Source organism: Streptomyces termitum (assembly GCF_014650175.1).
Taxonomy (GTDB): domain Bacteria; phylum Actinomycetota; class Actinomycetes; order Streptomycetales; family Streptomycetaceae; genus Streptomyces; species Streptomyces termitum.
The window spans coordinates 42,748-58,721 of the sequence record NZ_BMUL01000024.1 but is presented as its reverse complement, the minus strand read 5'-3'; the positions used below and the strand labels follow the sequence as shown (position 1 = coordinate 58,721).

The 15,974-nt window shown below is 73.6% G+C and carries 15 protein-coding genes and 1 pseudogene; 9 read left to right on the top strand and 7 right to left on the bottom strand.

What is annotated here, in order from left to right:
* Positions 1-172: 172 nt before the first annotated feature.
* Positions 173-691 carry a hypothetical protein gene (locus IE219_RS29660; RefSeq protein WP_189983099.1) on the bottom strand — a complete coding sequence of 173 codons (519 nt, stop codon included), beginning with the start codon at positions 689-691 and terminating at the stop codon, positions 173-175.
* Positions 692-952: 261 nt separating this feature from the next.
* On the opposite strand from IE219_RS29660, the gene IE219_RS29655 reads away from it, so the two are divergent.
* Complete coding sequence (locus IE219_RS29655; protein WP_189983097.1) at positions 953-1,516, top strand: LysM peptidoglycan-binding domain-containing protein; 564 nt, start codon at positions 953-955, stop codon at positions 1,514-1,516.
* Between the two features lie 110 nt (positions 1,517-1,626).
* On the opposite strand, the gene IE219_RS29650 is transcribed toward IE219_RS29655, so the two are convergent.
* Positions 1,627-1,890, bottom strand: a complete 264-nt coding sequence (locus IE219_RS29650) for a GlsB/YeaQ/YmgE family stress response membrane protein (protein WP_189983095.1) — start codon at positions 1,888-1,890, stop codon at positions 1,627-1,629.
* Positions 1,891-2,328: 438 nt separating this feature from the next.
* Here IE219_RS29650 and IE219_RS29645 point away from each other — a divergent pair, with 438 nt between their 5' ends.
* From IE219_RS29645 to IE219_RS29635, 3 genes are all read left to right on the top strand, one after another.
* Positions 2,329-4,239 carry a CASTOR/POLLUX-related putative ion channel gene (locus IE219_RS29645; RefSeq protein WP_189983093.1) on the top strand — a complete coding sequence of 637 codons (1,911 nt, stop codon included), beginning with the start codon at positions 2,329-2,331 and terminating at the stop codon, positions 4,237-4,239.
* Between the two features lie 349 nt (positions 4,240-4,588).
* Positions 4,589-5,569, top strand: coding sequence for an AraC-like ligand-binding domain-containing protein (locus IE219_RS29640; protein WP_229850189.1), 981 nt, complete (start codon positions 4,589-4,591; stop codon positions 5,567-5,569).
* Between the two features lie 62 nt (positions 5,570-5,631).
* Positions 5,632-5,985: a hypothetical protein gene (locus tag IE219_RS29635; protein ID WP_189983089.1), complete on the top strand. Its 354-nt coding sequence runs from the start codon at positions 5,632-5,634 to the stop codon at positions 5,983-5,985.
* A gap of 159 nt (positions 5,986-6,144) precedes the next feature.
* Here IE219_RS29635 and IE219_RS29630 read toward each other — a convergent pair whose 3' ends face one another.
* A complete protein-coding gene (locus IE219_RS29630; RefSeq protein ID WP_189983087.1) occupies positions 6,145-6,687 on the bottom strand; it encodes a hypothetical protein in 543 nt (180 codons plus the stop codon).
* A 462-nt stretch (positions 6,688-7,149) separates the two neighbouring features.
* On the opposite strand from IE219_RS29630, the gene IE219_RS29625 reads away from it, so the two are divergent.
* Positions 7,150-8,148, top strand: a complete 999-nt coding sequence (locus IE219_RS29625; protein ID WP_189983085.1) for an ArsR/SmtB family transcription factor — start codon at positions 7,150-7,152, stop codon at positions 8,146-8,148.
* A 78-nt stretch (positions 8,149-8,226) separates the two neighbouring features.
* The gene (locus IE219_RS29620; protein ID WP_229850188.1) at positions 8,227-9,789 is read left to right on the top strand and encodes a hypothetical protein; all 1,563 of its coding nucleotides are present in this window, start codon (positions 8,227-8,229) and stop codon (positions 9,787-9,789) included.
* A 70-nt stretch (positions 9,790-9,859) separates the two neighbouring features.
* On the opposite strand, the gene IE219_RS29615 is transcribed toward IE219_RS29620, so the two are convergent.
* Positions 9,860-10,747 (bottom strand): LysR family transcriptional regulator, encoded by an 888-nt coding sequence (locus tag IE219_RS29615; RefSeq protein ID WP_189983083.1) that lies wholly within the window; start codon positions 10,745-10,747, stop codon positions 9,860-9,862.
* Here IE219_RS29615 and IE219_RS29610 point away from each other — a divergent pair.
* Positions 10,746-11,553, top strand: a pseudogene (locus IE219_RS29610) (inositol monophosphatase family protein). The gene IE219_RS29615 and the pseudogene IE219_RS29610 sit on opposite strands and share 2 nt — an antisense overlap.
* 42 nt (positions 11,554-11,595) lie before the next feature.
* Entirely contained in the window at positions 11,596-12,192 is a 597-nt protein-coding gene (locus IE219_RS29605) for an NADPH-dependent F420 reductase (RefSeq protein ID WP_189983081.1), read from the top strand.
* 57 nt (positions 12,193-12,249) lie between these two features.
* Here IE219_RS29605 and IE219_RS29600 read toward each other — a convergent pair whose 3' ends face one another.
* Positions 12,250-12,849 carry an SMI1/KNR4 family protein gene (locus IE219_RS29600; RefSeq protein WP_189983079.1) on the bottom strand — a complete coding sequence of 200 codons (600 nt, stop codon included), beginning with the start codon at positions 12,847-12,849 and terminating at the stop codon, positions 12,250-12,252.
* Positions 12,850-12,943: 94 nt separating this feature from the next.
* Positions 12,944-13,129 (bottom strand): hypothetical protein, encoded by a 186-nt coding sequence (locus tag IE219_RS32080; RefSeq protein ID WP_229850187.1) that lies wholly within the window; start codon positions 13,127-13,129, stop codon positions 12,944-12,946.
* Positions 13,130-13,724: 595 nt separating this feature from the next.
* Between IE219_RS32080 and IE219_RS29590 the strand changes: the two genes are divergently transcribed.
* Positions 13,725-14,378, top strand: coding sequence for a hypothetical protein (locus IE219_RS29590; RefSeq protein ID WP_189983077.1), 654 nt, complete (start codon positions 13,725-13,727; stop codon positions 14,376-14,378).
* A 37-nt stretch (positions 14,379-14,415) separates the two neighbouring features.
* Here the strand turns inward: IE219_RS29590 and IE219_RS29585 are convergent, their stop codons facing one another.
* Positions 14,416-15,600, bottom strand: coding sequence for a HEAT repeat domain-containing protein (locus IE219_RS29585; RefSeq protein ID WP_189983075.1), 1,185 nt, complete (start codon positions 15,598-15,600; stop codon positions 14,416-14,418).
* Positions 15,601-15,974: the final 374 nt, after the last annotated feature.

The window sequence follows — 15,974 nt, the reverse complement described above, 5'->3', positions numbered from 1 at the left end:
CCCTGCACTCTGAAAAGGTGTCACCCCGCTTGGCGCGAAGGGTAGCTGTAGGCGGCATCGACCCGCGCGGATGACTGCATCGTGGACACGGCACCGGCCCGGGCGCCGGGGCCGACGCGTTGTGCGGCGGGCCCGGCGGCTTCCGGCGTGCGGCGGGGTGCGGGCCCGGCCGCTACTCGGCCGTCGGCTCGACGTAGGTGCTGTCGAACCAGTCGAGGAACTCGCGGACGGTGCCGATCCTGGCGACCCGGGCGTGCAGCGCCTTCTGGTCGTGCCCGGCCAGGAACCATCCGCCGACGACCGGCTCGCCGCAGTCGCACCCGCACAGGCGGGTGTCGTGCGGCGAGTCGAAGTAGGTGATCGGATTCCGGGCCCGCTCCGTGGGGGTGTCCTCGCCCACGTAGGCGTCGTGGACCGCGTCGCCCGCCTTGAGGAACCTGCCCTCGATCGCCTTGCGGCCCCCGGCCACCGGAACCAGCCGGTCGATCTCGATGGCCATGCGCACCTTCCCGCCGTGCGAGAGCAGCGCGTACCGCTCCTTCTCCGCCCGCTCGCCCAGGACCCAGCAGCCCCGGTTGGCCTGGAAGAGCGCTTCGTCGCTCATGTCCTTGTGCCAGCCGACGTGATCGCGCCCCAGCTGGTCCTCCTGCGGCTCGACGGGGCGCATGTCGCCGAGAGTGATGTGGATCATGAATCCGCCCCCAAGAGATGGATACCCAGGGCTCCTTGCCCTGCCGGTCATCGGAACCCTGCCAGAACCGCCGGATACCTTCAACCCCTTGGGTGCAAGCTCTTCGGTATGGCGTCGACGGGCCCGTTCCGCATCCGTGCGAGATGTCGGCGGTTGACGCGCCGAGCCCCCTCTTGATCTTCTACACTCTTGTAGAAATTGAGTGATCGCGGAGGGGCGTCGCGGGCATCGCCCCTCGCGCTCCCCTTGGAAAGGAATCCCATGAGTGACACCTTGTACGCGGGTGAGGAGCTCGGTCTCGGCCAGTCCCTGCGGGCGGGCGCCTACGTCCTGACGCTCCAGAGCGACGGCAACCTGGTGCTCTCCGAGCCGGCGGGCGCGGTGTGGGCGACCGGCACCGAGGAGCGGGGGGTCCGGCGGGCCGTGCTCCAGCACGACGGCAACTTCGTGCTCTACACCGACGACGGCCCGGCGTGGGCCACCGACACCGACGGCCGGGGCGCCGACCGGCTGGTCGTGCAGGGCGACAGGAACGTGGTGCTGTACGCCGGGGACGGCGGCGCGCTGTGGGCGTCGAACACCCCCACGGACCACCCGATCGTCGTCGAGGAGCCGACCGAGGAGCCGACCGAGGAGCAGGTCGCCCACGAGGTCGTGCCCATGCCCGTCGAGCCGCGCACCTACACCGTCGAACCCGGCGACACGCTGTGGGGCATCGCCGAGCGCTTCTACGGCGACGGCACCCGCTACCAGGACATCGCCGCGGCCAACGGCATCGACGACCCCGATGTGGTCGGCGTGGGCCAGGTGCTGACGATTCCGTAGCGGAGGGGAGGGCCCCGGCGCCGGACGCGCCGGGGCCCTCCGGGCCGTCCGGTCCGTGAGGTGAGGGGCCCGCACCGGCCGGTGCGGGCCCCTCACCTCACGGACCCGGGTCAGTCGCGGGCCCTGTACCGTTCGAGGGCGGCCACGCCCGCGGCGGCGAGACCGATCTGGATGAGCCATTCGATCCAGTCGATGCCCTTCGTGTCCGCCACTCCCAGCACCGCCGCGATCCCCGTGCCGACGAAGGCCGCGACGATGCCGACGGCGATCGTCCACAGCACCCCGATGCGCTGCCGCCCCGGCAGGACGAGCCGCCCCAGCGTGCCGACGACGATGCCGATCACGATCGCGCTGATGATGCCCGAGATCTCCATCTCGATCCCCTTTCCCGCGCCGGGCGCGGCGTCTACAGGTCGCATGCGTGCGGGGGCGGGTCGCCCGCCCCCGTCGAAGTCGCCGCCGGGCAGGGCCCGACGCGGTCCGCGGACCCGCGGACGCTTCGGTTCCCCGGGAGGCGCACGACGGCTGGAACCGACCGCCCGACTTTCTACAACAGTGTAGAAAGTATCAGGGTCGCAGGGGCGGGGAGAACCCGCTCGGACCGACGGGGAGGGCGGGGGAGCGGCCCGTCGAAGACCCGAACCGGCCCCGGTCCGGGCCCCCTTGGCGACACGCACCCGGCAGGGCGGGGAGAATGATCAACTGCGCATCGTCGCGGCGGCGCCGACGGAGCGCACGGCCCGGCCGGAGGGCGCGGGCGACAGGGAGAGGGCGGGGAGAGGACGGGGATGAGGTCGGGGATGAGGTCGGGGATGAGGGAGAGCGTACGGACCCGGTTCCGGTACTGGTTCGACGGCACGATGGACCGGGGGACACCGGCCCTGATCAGCTGGCTGGCGCTCGCCTCGCTCGTGCTCATCGGGCTGGCCTCGACCTTGGTCGTGCTGTTCACGGACACCGACGCGGAGGACAACGGCGGCTGGCCGGGCGTCGCGTGGATGAGCCTGCTGCGCACGCTCGACCCCGGCACCATGGGCGGGGACACGGGCAGCCCGGTGTTCCTCGTCCTGATGCTGGCGGTGACGCTCGGCGGGATCTTCATCGTCAGCGCGCTCATCGGCGTCCTGACCGCCGGTCTGAACCAGAAGCTCCAGAAGCTGCGCACGGGCCGGTCGCGGCTCGTCGAGCGCGGGCACACCATCGTCCTGGGCTGGTCGGACCAGGTCTTCACCGTGGTCGCCGAACTCGTCGAGGCGAACCAGAGCGAACGCCGCTCGTGCGTCGTGATCCTCGCCGACCGGGACAAGGTCTCCATGGAGGACGCGATCCGCGCCCGCATCCCCGACCCCGGCAGGACCCGCGTCATCTGCCGCTCCGGGAACCCGCTCGTACGGGCGGACCTGGAACTGGTCAGCCCGGACACGGCAAAGTCGATCATGGTGCTGCCGCCGGTGGGCGACGACCGCGACGTCGACGTCATCAAGGTCCTGCTCCTGCTGCACAGCCGGCCCTGGACCGGGGACAGGCCGCAGGTCGTCGCCGCCGTCCACGACTCGGAGAACCTGGCGGCGGCCCGGCTGGCCGCCGGCCGGAGCGCCCTCGTGATCGACGCCGAGGACATCGCGGTCCGCCTCATCGCACAGGCGCACCGGCAGACGGGCCTCTCGACCGTCTTCAACGAACTGCTGAGCTTCGTCGGCAACGAGTTCTACTTCTACGACGCCCCCGCCCTGGAGGGCTCGACGTACGGGCACGCGCTGAACGCCTTCGACCTCGGCATCCCGGTCGGCCTGCGCACCGCGACGGGAGACGCCCTGGTCAACCCGCCCATGGACACCGTCATAGGCCCCGGCGACCAGATACTCCTGCTGGCCGAGGACGACCTGCTCATCCGGCTGGGCCGGACCCGCCCGGCGATCACCGAGTCGGCGATCACCTCCGCCCCGGCCCAGCCGCCGACACCCGACCGCACCCTCCTGATCGGCGAGAACTCCCGTACGGCGAAGCTGGTCACCCTCCTCGACAGCTTCGTCCAGCCCGGATCGACCCTCGACATCGCCGCACCGCACCGCCCGGAAGCCGTCCTCCGCGACCCCCTGGTCAACCTCACCGTCGGATTCAAGACCTGCGCGCCCACCCGGCGGTCCTCCCTGGAGGCCCTGGACCTCGGCGACTACCAGCACGTCGTCGTGCTCTCGGACGACACCGTCGCCGCCGGCCCCGCCGACGACCGGACCCTGGTGACCCTCCTGCACCTGCGGGACATCGAGGACTCCCTCGGAAACCCGTACTCGATCGTCACGGAGATGAACGACGACGCCAACCGCGAGGTCGCCCAGGTCACCAAGGCCGACGACTTCATCGTCAGCACCAAGATGATCAGCCTGCTGCTCACCCAGTTGACCGAGAACCCCCACCTGCACGCCGTGTTCACCGACCTCTTCACCCCCGAGGGCTCGGAGATCTACCTCAAACCCGCCTCCGACTACGTGGCCCGCGGCGCCGGGGCCGACTTCGCCACCGTCATCGAAGCCGCCCGCCGCCGGGGCGAGACCGCCATCGGCTACCGCCTGGCCGACCACGGCGAAAGGCCCCCCTCCTACGGCATCTTCCTCAACCCGCCCCGCACGACCCCCCTCACCTTCGGCCCGACGGACACCGTCATCGTCTTCGCCGAGGGAGAGGCCGCCGCCCCCGCCGACACCGAAGGCCACGGGCGGTAGCGAAGGCACTCCTGGGACCGCCGACGCGGAAACCCGCCGACCTTCCCAGAAGGACCAAGGCCAAGGCCGAAGACGCCGTGGCCGACCTCCGCCTGAGCGCCGGCCGCTTCCCCGGCCGGAGGCCCGACCGCGCGGCCCGCTCGACCTCCTCGCCGATCCGGGCCGATTCGGGCCGATCCGGATCGGGCCGGGCCGGGTCAGGTCGGGACGGCTGTGTGCGGCACGCCGGGGCGAACCATGCGGCGGACGCCCCTTCGGCGGCGCATCGTAAGCACGGACCGGCCGGCCGACGCGCCGGTCGGAGACATGAACGCGGAAAGCCGGGGGGGGGGTGCGGATGTGGTCGCAGGTGTCGTCGAAGACCTTGCCGATGGGGGAGCGGTTCGACTGGTTCGAGGAACTCGTCTCGCGCGAGGTGACCCCCACCGACCTGCGCACCGACACCCCCGCCGACTTCGAGGCCGAGGCCGCCGTCCTGCCGCTGGGCGACGTCAGGATGGCGGCCTTCGCCTTCTCGCCCCTGCGCTCGCGCCGCACCCCGGCCCTGATCCGGCGGGGCGATCCCGAGCAGTACCAGCTGGGACTCATCCAGGCGGGCACCGCCGCCTTCACCCAGCACCACGGCGACTGCCGCGTCGCCCCCGGCGACCTCGTCCTCTGGGACACCTCGCGCCCCTACGAGGCGCAGATCCCGGCCGAGACCGGGCCGGTACGGCTCCTCATGCTCCAACTGCCGCGCCACATGCTGCCACTGAGGGACCGCCATACCGACCGGCTCCTCGCCGGCCGCCTCCCCGGCGACCACGGCACGACCGCCGTCCTCGCCGCCTTCCTGCACTCCCTCGAAGGCCACGCGGCCCGCTGCGCACCGGACGAACGCGACCGGCTCGGCACGATCGCCGTCGACCTGCTGGCCGCCGGCCTCGCCCAGCGACTCGGAGCCGAGGACCGCCTCCCCGCCGAGGTCCGCACCCAGGCGCTGCTGCGCCGTGCCCACGCCTTCGTCGACGCCCACCTCGGCGACCCGGACCTGACCCCCGCCGCGATCGCCGCCGCCCTCGCCGTCTCGGTGCGCACCCTCCACGAGGCGTTCCGCGGCACGGGCCAGACCGTCGCGGCCCGCATCCGCCACCGCCGCCTGCAACGCTCCCGCGAGGACCTCGCCCGTACCGGCTCCCGCGCCTACCCGGTCGCCGTCGTCGCCGCCCGCTGGGGCTTCAGCGGCCCGGCCGTCTTCAGCCGCTCCTTCAGGGAGGAGTACGGAATGACCCCCACCGAGTTCCGCGCGCTGAGCGTCAAGGAAACCCGCACCCGGCGCACACTCCCGTGATCATCCGCTTCCTAGTCTGGGCGTCGTCCACACCAGTTCCACAGAAAACGGGAGGAAACAGTATGAAGAAGAGAATCGCGCAGGTGGCCGTGACGGCGGCCGCGATGCTCAGCTTCGGCCTCATCACCGCCGCCCCCGCCAGCGCGGCCTCGGCCGTCTGCGAGAGCTGGGGCGGGGTGTGCACCAGCGGCACGGTCGCGGCCAACGGCAACCACGAGGTCTGCTTCTCCGGCAAGCACAAGGCCCTGTCCTACTGGGGCCGCGCCGAGCTGTGGGACGCCGACACCGGCGTGATGGTCGGCTCCTACGCCACCAACCCCTTCGACGACAAGTGGCGCTGTGTCGGCGGCCTGTACGGCCAGCACTACTACGAGCGCGGCACCGGCGGTTACTTCTACGGCATGGTCTGGAACTGACCCCACCCCGCCCCCGTACGGCGCCCGCCGGGACCCGCTCCCGGCGGGCGCCCTACGGCTCCCTCCCCACCCGCGTGCGCGGGTGGGGAGAGGGAGTTCAAACGCCGGGGAAAGCCCCTGGATCAGGGGCGTCGCAACGGCCCGACAGGGACGGCAGGTTCAGGGACACAGCCGCCCCGGGCGCGGCAGGCAGCCCGGGTCTTCCGGGTCTCCGGGGCCGCCGGGACGGAAGTTCGACCACCACAGCGGGGTGGAGCCGTAGTACACCACCAGGTTCCCGGCGTTCTGGACGGCCAGGTAGGCGCCCGTGTGGGAGTGCGTCTGGCTGTTCCACACGGCGCGCATGCCGGCGTCGTAGACCACCAGGTTGCCGTCCGCCTGCATGTAGAGCTGGTTGCCGACGCCGTAGCTTCCGCGCGCGGTCCAGATCGCGACCCCGTCGTGGTAGAGCACGGCGTGCCCGTCGCCCTGCATCGCGAGCATGGTCCGGCCGTCCGGCGAGTACCAGGCCTCGCCCCGCGCCAGCATGCTGGTGCCCCGGATGATCGTGTCCCCGGCGCTCGCGGCCGCCACCGTGGCGGTGGACGCGGGCGCGGCGGCGGGCGCGGCGGCCGCGGGCCCGGCCAGCAGGCCGGCGACCGCGAGGGCCGCGCCGACGGCGACGGCGGTGTGCGCGGCGAACGGATGGCGCGTAAGTCTCATCACAGATCAGCTCCTCGGTACGGCGAATGCCCGATGCGGCGGATGCCTCGGCACGGGGAATGCCCGGTGCGGCGGATCTCGGTACGACGTGTCCACGGGTAGGGCTTATCCACGGGTACGGCGTATCCATGGACACGGCGGACACCTTGGCGCGACCGGCACTTCGGTACGGCGGACACCTCGGTACGACAACCGCCCGCCGCAGCGGCGGCCCGCGCCGCCTCCCCGCACCCCCGCCGCACTCCCGCCTCCCTCCCCGTATCCCCCGGCCGGTCCCCAGTCTCCCCACGCCCCCGAACGGCGGACAACGCCCTTCGAGCACCCTCGAATCCGGACATCCGGCGCGCGCCGCGCGGCGCCTCCCGGCCAGTTCCGCGCTCCTCGGCCCCGGGCCCGTACCGCGCCGGTTAGCGTGCCGTGAACGGGTCGCCCCGGCCGCCCCCACCTTCCGGAGAACCACCGGTGCTGCACGTCCACCTCACCCCGCAGGACCTCGCCCGCGTCCGCGTCGCCCGGTTCCCCGACCCGCTCGCCGAGACCGTGCTGAGCCTGCCCGTGCTCCAGGACGGCGGGCCGGGAAGCGTCGCGTTCGCGGGCTGGCGGGAGCGCACCCGTACCCGCCTGAAGGCGGCGATGCGCCCGCTGTTCGAGCTGGCCCCCGCCGGCATCGGGGAGTACGTCCCGGAGGTCTTCACCCACGCGACCACCCCCACCCTCGCCGACAGCCTCGACCACACCTGGTCCCTGCCCCGCCCGCAGTGGACGGCGGACTTCGACGCCGTCGCCCACCAGCGCCCCCGCGCGCCGCGCTGGATCCACGCACTGCACCACGGCGACCCGCGCTGGGGCGCGACCGTCCGTCACGCCCTGTCGGCCTACCACGCCGTCGCCGTCGCCCCCTACTGGGCACAGATCACCGCGATGGCGCACACCGACCGCACCCGGCGCGCCCTGGCCCTGGCCGACCTCGGCGTCGAAGGACTCCTCACCGGCCTGCACCCCGGCATCCACTGGACCCCGCCCGTCCTCCACGTCCCGTGCGAGACCGACGCGGAACTGCGGCTGGCCGGACGCGGGCTGCTGCTCGTACCGACCTTCTTCCGGCCCGGTCCGCTGGCCCTGACCGACAACGCCGACCCCGACCGGCCCCTGGTCCTGCGCTACCCGGTCGCCCGCGACCTGCCCGACTACGCCCGCGTCTGGACCCCCGCCGCCCCGCACCACACCGACGGAGCCCTCGCCGCCCTGCTCGGCACCACCCGCGCCCGCGTCCTGCGCGCCGCCGAGACCCCCGCCGGCACGGCGGAACTGGGACGGCGCACCGGCACCTCCCCGGCGACCGCGAGCCACCACGCCACCGTGCTGCGCACGGCCGGCCTGCTCACCTCGGACCGCGACGGCACCGGAGTCCGCCACACCCTGACCCCCCTGGGCCGCGCCCTCCTGAACGACACCCCTTAGGGACGTCGCGTCCCCACAGGCCTGCCGCAGGACGGGTCCCGTACCCTGCCGACGAACAGACGGAGGGACGGGACGACGGTGGCGAAGCGCGACAAGAAGGCGACCCGGCGCAAGCCCGACACGACGTGCTTCGTGCAGGTCGCACGCGAGCCGAGCATCGGGGTGGAGGTGTCGACGGGACGGCCCTGGGTCGGCGTCGACCAGCAGGTCGGGCACGGCTCGGCCGACGCGCTGTTCGCCCTGACGCGGGAGCAGTACGCGACGGCGCTCGCCGACGCCTGGGAGATCAGGCCGTTCATGGCGGCGTGCTGGCGGGGCGAGCACGACGACCTGCGCCTGTTCGACCCCAGGGGCGGGGCGTGGATCCCCGGCCGCTGGTTCCCCAGCCGCCCGCGCGTGATCCCGCCCCGCTTCGCCGGCGAGCTCTGGCACCACGCCGACGCCCTCGCCGACACCCCGGACGGAGAGCGGACGGCCCTCTCCCGCGCACTGGCCGCCGGCCCCGCCCACGCCCGGCCCGGACCCGGCAGCGGGCCCGGACCGGACGGCGCGCACGAACCCGACAGCGTCCCCGCGCCCGGCGGCGAGCACGGGCCCGACGCTGTGCCCGGCCCCGACGGCGGGCACACCCTGACGTTCGCCCTCACCGGCGACGGCGCCTATCCGCGCCCCGCCGCGCTGATCGCCGGTCTGGACGCGGGAAGCGACCGCGAGCGCGCCCGGGCGGTCCTGGGCGACCCGCTGGAGGGCGCCCCGGACACGTACCCGATGGAAGGGGACCGCGTACGGCTCCACCACACCGACGGCGGCCTCACGAGGATCACCCTGGAACGCCCCGCCCCGGCCCCTCTGCCGTCCGGCCCGATCCGCGCCTTCCTCGCCCCGCTCGGCCGCCCCGAAGCGGGGACGGAGTTCCAGGAGGCGGTACGGCGGGCCGGCGGCACCACCCGGCGCTGGGCGGTCTCGTCCGGCGTCACCCGGCGGCTGATCGTGTGCGACGGGGGAGTGGAGGTGCAGGTCCAGGACGGCCGGGTCCTGAGCACCCGGATCAGGCTCGACACGTTCGACGCGGACACCCTGTTCCCCGGGGCGGTCCGCCCCCTCGCGCGCGCCGACGTCCACCGGGCCCTCGGCACCCCGGCGGCCGTCAGCGGCCGCGCCGAACTCCACCGGTACGGCCCCCGCGACCTGGTCGTCCGGTACGGGCCCGACGGCGAGGCACCGGAGGAGATCACGACGGTCCTCGGCGAGGTCGGCGTCTCGCACCGGATCCACCGCTGGCGCTCCGGCGAGTTCACCCTGTTCCTCGACGTCCTGGGCCTCGACGCCGACCACCCCCTCGCCCGGCACGTACGCGGCCTCGCCGGAACGCGCGTACGGACCCACGCCGGCACCGTCACCGCGGTCACCATCGGCGACCGCGGCCACCGCCCCGAACGCCTCGCGGCCTTCGCCGACGGCATGCCGCCCGCCCCCATCCGCACCGACCTCCCCTTCGGCGTACCGACCCACACCGGCGACCGCGACGACCTCCGGGACTTCACCCAGGGCTGGATCCACGTCCACGCCTCCGACGGCGAGACGATCACCACCATCACCGTCAGCCAGGACCCCCCGCGCTCCCTCCCGGTCCACCACTGATCGCCCCACCGCGACCGGGTGACCCCTCTCCAGCGGAGAAGCCGGAACGGTACGGCCGGTGCGAGTGCCGTTACGACGCCGCTCCGTGCCGGGCCGGCGCTGCCCGGGCCAGGTCGCGCAGCCAGGTGTGGGCCTGGTCGGTGTCGTAGCGCTGATGCCAGGAGAGGTAGATCGGGGCCGGCGGCAGGTCGAGGGGGAGGGGGAGAGTGGTCAGGCCGAGGTCGCTGACCGCTGTGTGCGTGGTGGCCTCGGGGACGCAGATCAGCAGGTCGGAGCCGCGCGCGAACTCCAGCGCGGCCGCTTCGGTGGGCGCGGCCGCCACCACGCGGCGGGTGAGGCCGAGTGGTGCGAGGGCCTCGTCGACGACGTCGTGGAGGTTTCCGCGGCGCGAGACGGTGACGTGCTCGGCAGCGGCGTACTGTTCCGCGGTGACGGCCCGGCCGCGAGTGAGCGGGTGTCCCTGTCTCATGACGATGACGAGGCGGGTCCCGCCCACGTTCTCGGCACGGATGTCCGGGGCGCTCGGCCGGGTGGCGTTCGCCTCCAGGTCGACCTCGCCGCGCCGCAGCCCGGGTGTGTCGACGCTCGCTTCCGCGAGGAAGCGCAGGCGCACGCCGGGTGCCTCCTCGCGTACGGCGGAGAGCAGCGCGGGGCCGCACAGCGCGACGAGGGAGTCGTGCCAGCGGAGGGTGAAGGTGCGTTCCAGGGTGTCCAGATCGAGTGCGCGGCTCGGTGCCAGCACCCCCTGGACCTGCTGCAACAACGCGTGCACCTGCTCGCGCACGGCGATCGCGTACGGCGTCGGGGTCATCGTCCGGCCGGTGCGCACCAGGATCTGATCCCCCGTCGTACGACGGATCCGCCCCAGACTCCGGCTCATCGCGGGCGCGGTGACGTGCAGGCGCGCAGCCCGACCCGGACGCCTCAACCCGCCTTCCCCGCACAGGAGTACAGCCATGCCCGAAGCCCTCCGGACCACCGGCGCCACCGCCTCCGACGCCGACCTGCTCGCCCGGACCGTGATCGCCGTGCGCGAGGCCGCCTCGGCGCTGCGCGAGCGTTTCGGCGACGTGGTCCCCTACCGGACCCGGGAGGAGCTCATGAGCGCGCTCGCCGACAACGACGACACGGCCCTCGGCACCCTGCGCCCCGCCCTCACCCGTCTGCGCCCGGACGCCGGCCGGGTGGAGGACGAACTGGACGGCGGAGCGCTGCCGCCCGGCGAATGGGGGGTCGTGGATCCGGCCGAGGGCAACGTCAACCACCTGCACGCCCTGCCGGAGTGGGCGGTGACCGCCACCCTCGTACGCGAGAACCGCCCGGTGCTCACCGCGGTCCACGTGCCGCTGACCGGCGAGACCTACACCGCGCTCGCGGGCGGGGGAGCCACCTCGACGGCCGCCCGCTGCGCGTCTCCCCGACCACGGACCTCGGCCTCGGCCTCGTGGCCACCAGCCAGGCCCGGCCGGACGAGGACGAGGAGGTCGTGCGGCGCGTCGGCTCCTCGATCACCGCGATGCTCTTCGACGCCCTCGTCGTCCGCACCGCCGTCCCCGCGACCCTGCACCTGCTGAACGTGGCCGCCGGCCGGATCGACGCCTTCTGGCAGTTCGCCGGAGCCCGCGCGGACCTGCTGCCCGGAGCCCTGCTCGTCGCCGAGGCCGGCGGACGGATCTCCGACGCCGAGGGCCGCCCCGGAGCGAGAGCTTCCTGGCCGCCGCGCCCGGTGTTCACGCCCAGGCCGTCGACACGCTCTCCCGCTGACCGCACACCACCCTCCGCACCCACACGAAGGACCTGATCGACATGACCACCATCGCCGTTCTCGGAAAAGGCCGCGTCGGCGGCAACCTGGCCACCGCCCTCACCCGGGCAGGACACGAGGTGACGACAGCGGGCCGCACGCCGGGCGCCGCCGCGGCAGCGGCGCGGACGGCCCGGATCGTCATCAACGCCACCCCGGGGGCCGGCTCGCTGGACCGGCTCACCGCCCTGCGCGAGGAACTGCGCGGCAAGATCCTCGTCGACGTCTCCAACGCCACCGCCGACGGGCCCGACGGCCTGCCCGGCGACCTGATCCACCCCGGCTCCAGCCTGGCCGAGCGACTCCAGGAAGCGCTCCCCGACACACACGTCGTCAAGACGCTCAACACGATGCTCTTCCCGGTGATGACCGCGCCCGCCGCCCTGGCACAAGCACCCGACGCCTTCCTCTCCGGCGACGACCCCCAGGCCAAGCAGACCGTCCGCGAACTGCTCGCCGACCTCGGCCGGCGTGAGGAGTGGATCACCGACCTCGGCGGAATCCGGACCGCCCGCGCCACCGAGGCCGCGATACTTTTCGTACCGCACGTGATCCGGACGAGCGGATTCGCACCGTTCGCACTCTCGATCGCCCGCTGACCCGCACGCGGGCAGCCGGCCGGCATGGCGGCGTCCCGGACCGTCCACAGGGTGCCGTCAGGGCGCTGCCGGCCGGGCCTTCTCCCTCAGCAGACGGTCGACAGGCGCTCGCAGGGCGGGCGAGGTCAGTTCCAGGGCGCGGTTGTCGCGGCCGTCGAGCATGTGGTCGAGCCAGCGCTCGTACCAGGCCAGGAAATCGGTGGCCGACGAGACGTCGGGGCCCCAGAAGCCGTCGGAGTTGCCGGTGACGACGCGGCCGGTCAGGGGGCCGGTGATGCCGAGGAGCACCAGGTCGGTGCAGCCTGCCTCGATGATGTGCAGGAAGAGGTCGCCCCGGTGGGCCGGGCCGGCGGCGAACGTGAAGCCCCGAGGCCGGCCAAGTTCGCCTTGGGCATCCATCGTGAACAGCCGACACGCCCGCAACGGCATCAGACCGTAGAAAGGCGACGCTCCGCTCCCGCCCAGCGTGGTCAGGAAGGAACGGTAGGAGACGGGCAGTTCGATGCGGTACTCGGCCTCGAACTCGGCGATCCTCGCGACCGGCAAGGGGGGTTCGAGGCGGAACCCGTGCTTCTCCTCGCCGAAGGAGTGGCTTCGCAGCGCGGCGTAGGGCACCTTGGCCAACTTGCGCCGGATGTGGGCGATCCGGGAGTCCACGCGAACTCTTCTCTCTCGTCCTCCGGCCGACCACCCGCTCACTCGTACGGGTGCCACCGAGATGGCCGGCCGCCCACGAGGCGACCGTGCTCGATCAAGGATTATCTCCGGCGTCCAGCGCGGCCGTGATGCCGTCGAGGATTCCGCCGAACTCCCGTACCGGGACCGCGGCCACGAAGACGACACCGGCGTCCTCGGGGTGATCGCGCAGGTGCTCCTCACGCCAGAACTCGAACGTGACCACCAGGCGGTCCTTCTCACGGAACAGACAGGCGAGCACGTTGTCGGTGGTGGGTCCCCACAGCAGAAACCGAAACCGTTCCCCCGTCTCTGCCCCTGCCCCTGCCCCGGCTCCGTCCTCCGCGCACCGCACGAGACGACGGTGTACGGCCCCGGGGGACAGACCGGCGCACGACAGGGGCGGGGGAGAGCCCCCACCGGACCACAGCCAGGCGGCCGTTTCCCGCACGCCGCGGCGGAACCGGGGAACGTACGCCATGGTGTCGTCGCAGGTCAGCCACTTCCCGGCCGCCCAGAGACCGACCCGGCACAACGGCCCCGCCCCCCTACACCTCAGCCGACGCAGACGCCCTCACCCGCCACAGCGACCGGGACGGAGTCGCCCCCCGGCACTCGCCGCGACCGGCACGGCAGCCGCCCCGCTCGGAGCACTGGCCACCGCATGGACCGTGAAACGCCGCCGCCGCGCCAGGCGAAGGCCGCGCACGCGAGCCGCCCCGTCGAAAGCCCGTGGCAGTGCCGGAGCGGGTCCGGCATCATCCCCGTGTGATCGCGATACGACCCGTTCCGGAGACCCCTGCCGTACGCGAGCCGGGGGAGGAGCCCGCGCCGTACCCGACTGGCTCCCCGGCACGATGAGCAGTTTCCTCACCCACCGGGCGCGCGTGCACGACACCCGGCTCCCGCCCCACCGGCGGCACAGCGCGCTGCGCACCTGCCTCACCGTCTTCGCCCCGTACGGCCTGCGGGCGACGTACCACCACCTCACGCTCAGCGCCGGCATCCCCCGGCACCTGGAGGCGGACCCGGACGCGCCGGGGCGGGCGGTGGAGGAACTGCACGAGGCGCGGGTGCTGTGGCTCGCGCGGGCGGGGGAGTACGACGTACGGCGCCGGGCACAGAAGCGGGCCGGGCGGCGGGCCGTACCGGAGCCCCGGCCGTGGTGGCTGCGGCGAGGATGGGAGAGCCCGGCACGCGCGTGGTTCGAGGACCCGTTCCGGCACCCGCCGCTGCGGCTGCCCGCGTACGTCCGTCGGCAGAACGCGCTCCTGGACGGCGCCGAGCCGCCCGGCTGCCCGGCCTGCGGGGACGAGGGGCCACCCGTGCCGATCCCGACCGGTCACGGCCGGACGGAGCTGTGCCGGGGGTGCGCGTGGGTGCTGGCGCCGTGCCCGTGCGGCCGGTGGCACCGGCCCGTACCGGAGACCCCGTCCCACTGGCACGGGATCTGGCGGCGGGCCCACATGGGCGACGACGGCCTGCCGAGCCCGTACTGGCCGACGACATAGACCGCCCGAGGACGGAGCAGGCCGAAAGGGGGGTAGGTCAGGGCCGGTCGCGGCGGTACTCGTAGCGCCGCACCTCGTCGAGGCACCGCTCCTCCTCCAGCGAACCGCGCTGCGGCGGCCCGAGGAGCCGTGCCGCCGCCACGCACCGTTCGTCGTCGTGGAGGGCGAGCCCGGAGACGGCGGTCACCCCGACCAGCCGGTCCGCGTCGTCCAGCAGCACGGCCATGGCGTCCAGGAGGCCGGGATCGGCGCCCCCGCCGAAGGCGACCGTGTGGCAGGCGGCGCTCCGTACCGTCGCGTCCGGATCGGCCATCAGCCGCAACAGCGCCGTACGCGCGCCGCCGGAGAAGGCGGGCGGCGAGGACCACGCGTGGAGCCCCCGCGCCACCGCACACCGCACCGGCGCTTCCGGATGGCCCGCATGGGGAACGAGGGCCGCCTCCGCGCGGGGACCGGCGTGCTCTCCGAGCCCGATCAGCACCTCGGCGAGCACGGCGGAGTCCGTCTCCCCGGCCGACCAGCCAGCGAACACATCCAGGGCGGGACCTGCGAACGGGTCCTCGTCGCTCTCGTCGAACAGGTGGGTCAACCGCAGCACCTCGGCACCGAACAGCCGACGGTACTGATCCGGGTCCGTCCGCAGCGCCACGGCGTCGTCCCAGGTCTCCCGGTCACGCCGCCCGGCCAGCAGGATCGTGGCGCTGCTCCACGTCGTGTGGTCCTGCCGTCCGGCATGGGCCAGCGCACGGTCCCTCAATTCCCCGAACGAGGCCCGGAACCCGAGCAGTTCCTCGATGCGCGTGAGGATCGCCCCGTGACCGTCCCGCACGGTCGTGCCGCCGAGGGCGAACTCGTCGGCACCGTGGTACTCGTCGTCCCGAACCGGCGTACGGACGACGGGCTCCCGGGACCCCGTACGGCGCCGCAGCTCGGCCTCGACCCCCGCCCCGTGCCAGCGGCGCGTGAGCTCCCGCGCCTCCAGCAGCTCGGCCACGCGAGACCGCCCCCGGACCCTGTCGTCCAGCAGCGCCTCGACCAGAGCGGGCGAACCCGAGTCGGCCGCCTCCTCCAGGGAGAGGAGGTCCCTCACCCCGCTCGGACCGGGGTCCGCCCCGTACTGGAGCAGCAACTGGGCCACGTGCCCGGCCCGCATCCGCACCGCCAGACGGAACGCGGCGTCCAGATGACCGGGATCGCTGTCCTCATGAAGCAGAACCCTCACCAGGTCCGCGTCCCCGGCCCGTACCGCGGACACCAGAACAGACCCACCGTCCACCCCACCCGCCCCCTGTCTTTCCGCCGCCCACTGTAGACACAGGGAATCGGCCCCAAGAGCCGTTCGCGGGGCACGGACCGGGAACCGCAGACAAGCCCCTCCCGGTCCTGCCCCGCCCTACCGCAGAGCGGCGGCGGGCGCGCCGATCATGGGCATCCTCCGCATCACCTTCCCTGACGGCCGGGCCGAATGACACGCCGCCCTCAGCCTCCCCGCCCGTACGCGGTTCACCGCCCCCTGGCCGTCTCCCTCCGCAACACGGCGATGCGACTGACCCCCTCCCGCACCGCGGCACGCATGCTCCTCCGACACCACACCTG

Excerpts from the sequence above, each read along its gene's own strand:
- IE219_RS29645 (WP_189983093.1), top strand. The coding sequence starts at position 2,329 with ATGAGGGAGAGCGTACGGACCCGGTTCCGGTACTGGTTCGACGGCACG.
- IE219_RS29605 (WP_189983081.1), top strand. The coding sequence starts at position 11,596 with ATGACCACCATCGCCGTTCTCGGAAAAGGCCGCGTCGGCGGCAACCTG.
- IE219_RS29655 (WP_189983097.1), top strand. The coding sequence starts at position 953 with ATGAGTGACACCTTGTACGCGGGTGAGGAGCTCGGTCTCGGCCAGTCC.
- IE219_RS29660 (WP_189983099.1), bottom strand. The coding sequence starts at position 691 with ATGATCCACATCACTCTCGGCGACATGCGCCCCGTCGAGCCGCAGGAG.
- IE219_RS29635 (WP_189983089.1), top strand. The coding sequence starts at position 5,632 with ATGAAGAAGAGAATCGCGCAGGTGGCCGTGACGGCGGCCGCGATGCTC.
- IE219_RS29615 (WP_189983083.1), bottom strand. The coding sequence starts at position 10,747 with ATGGCTGTACTCCTGTGCGGGGAAGGCGGGTTGAGGCGTCCGGGTCGG.
- IE219_RS29630 (WP_189983087.1), bottom strand. The coding sequence starts at position 6,687 with ATGAGACTTACGCGCCATCCGTTCGCCGCGCACACCGCCGTCGCCGTC.
- IE219_RS29650 (WP_189983095.1), bottom strand. The coding sequence starts at position 1,890 with ATGGAGATCTCGGGCATCATCAGCGCGATCGTGATCGGCATCGTCGTC.
- IE219_RS29590 (WP_189983077.1), top strand. The coding sequence starts at position 13,725 with ATGAGCAGTTTCCTCACCCACCGGGCGCGCGTGCACGACACCCGGCTC.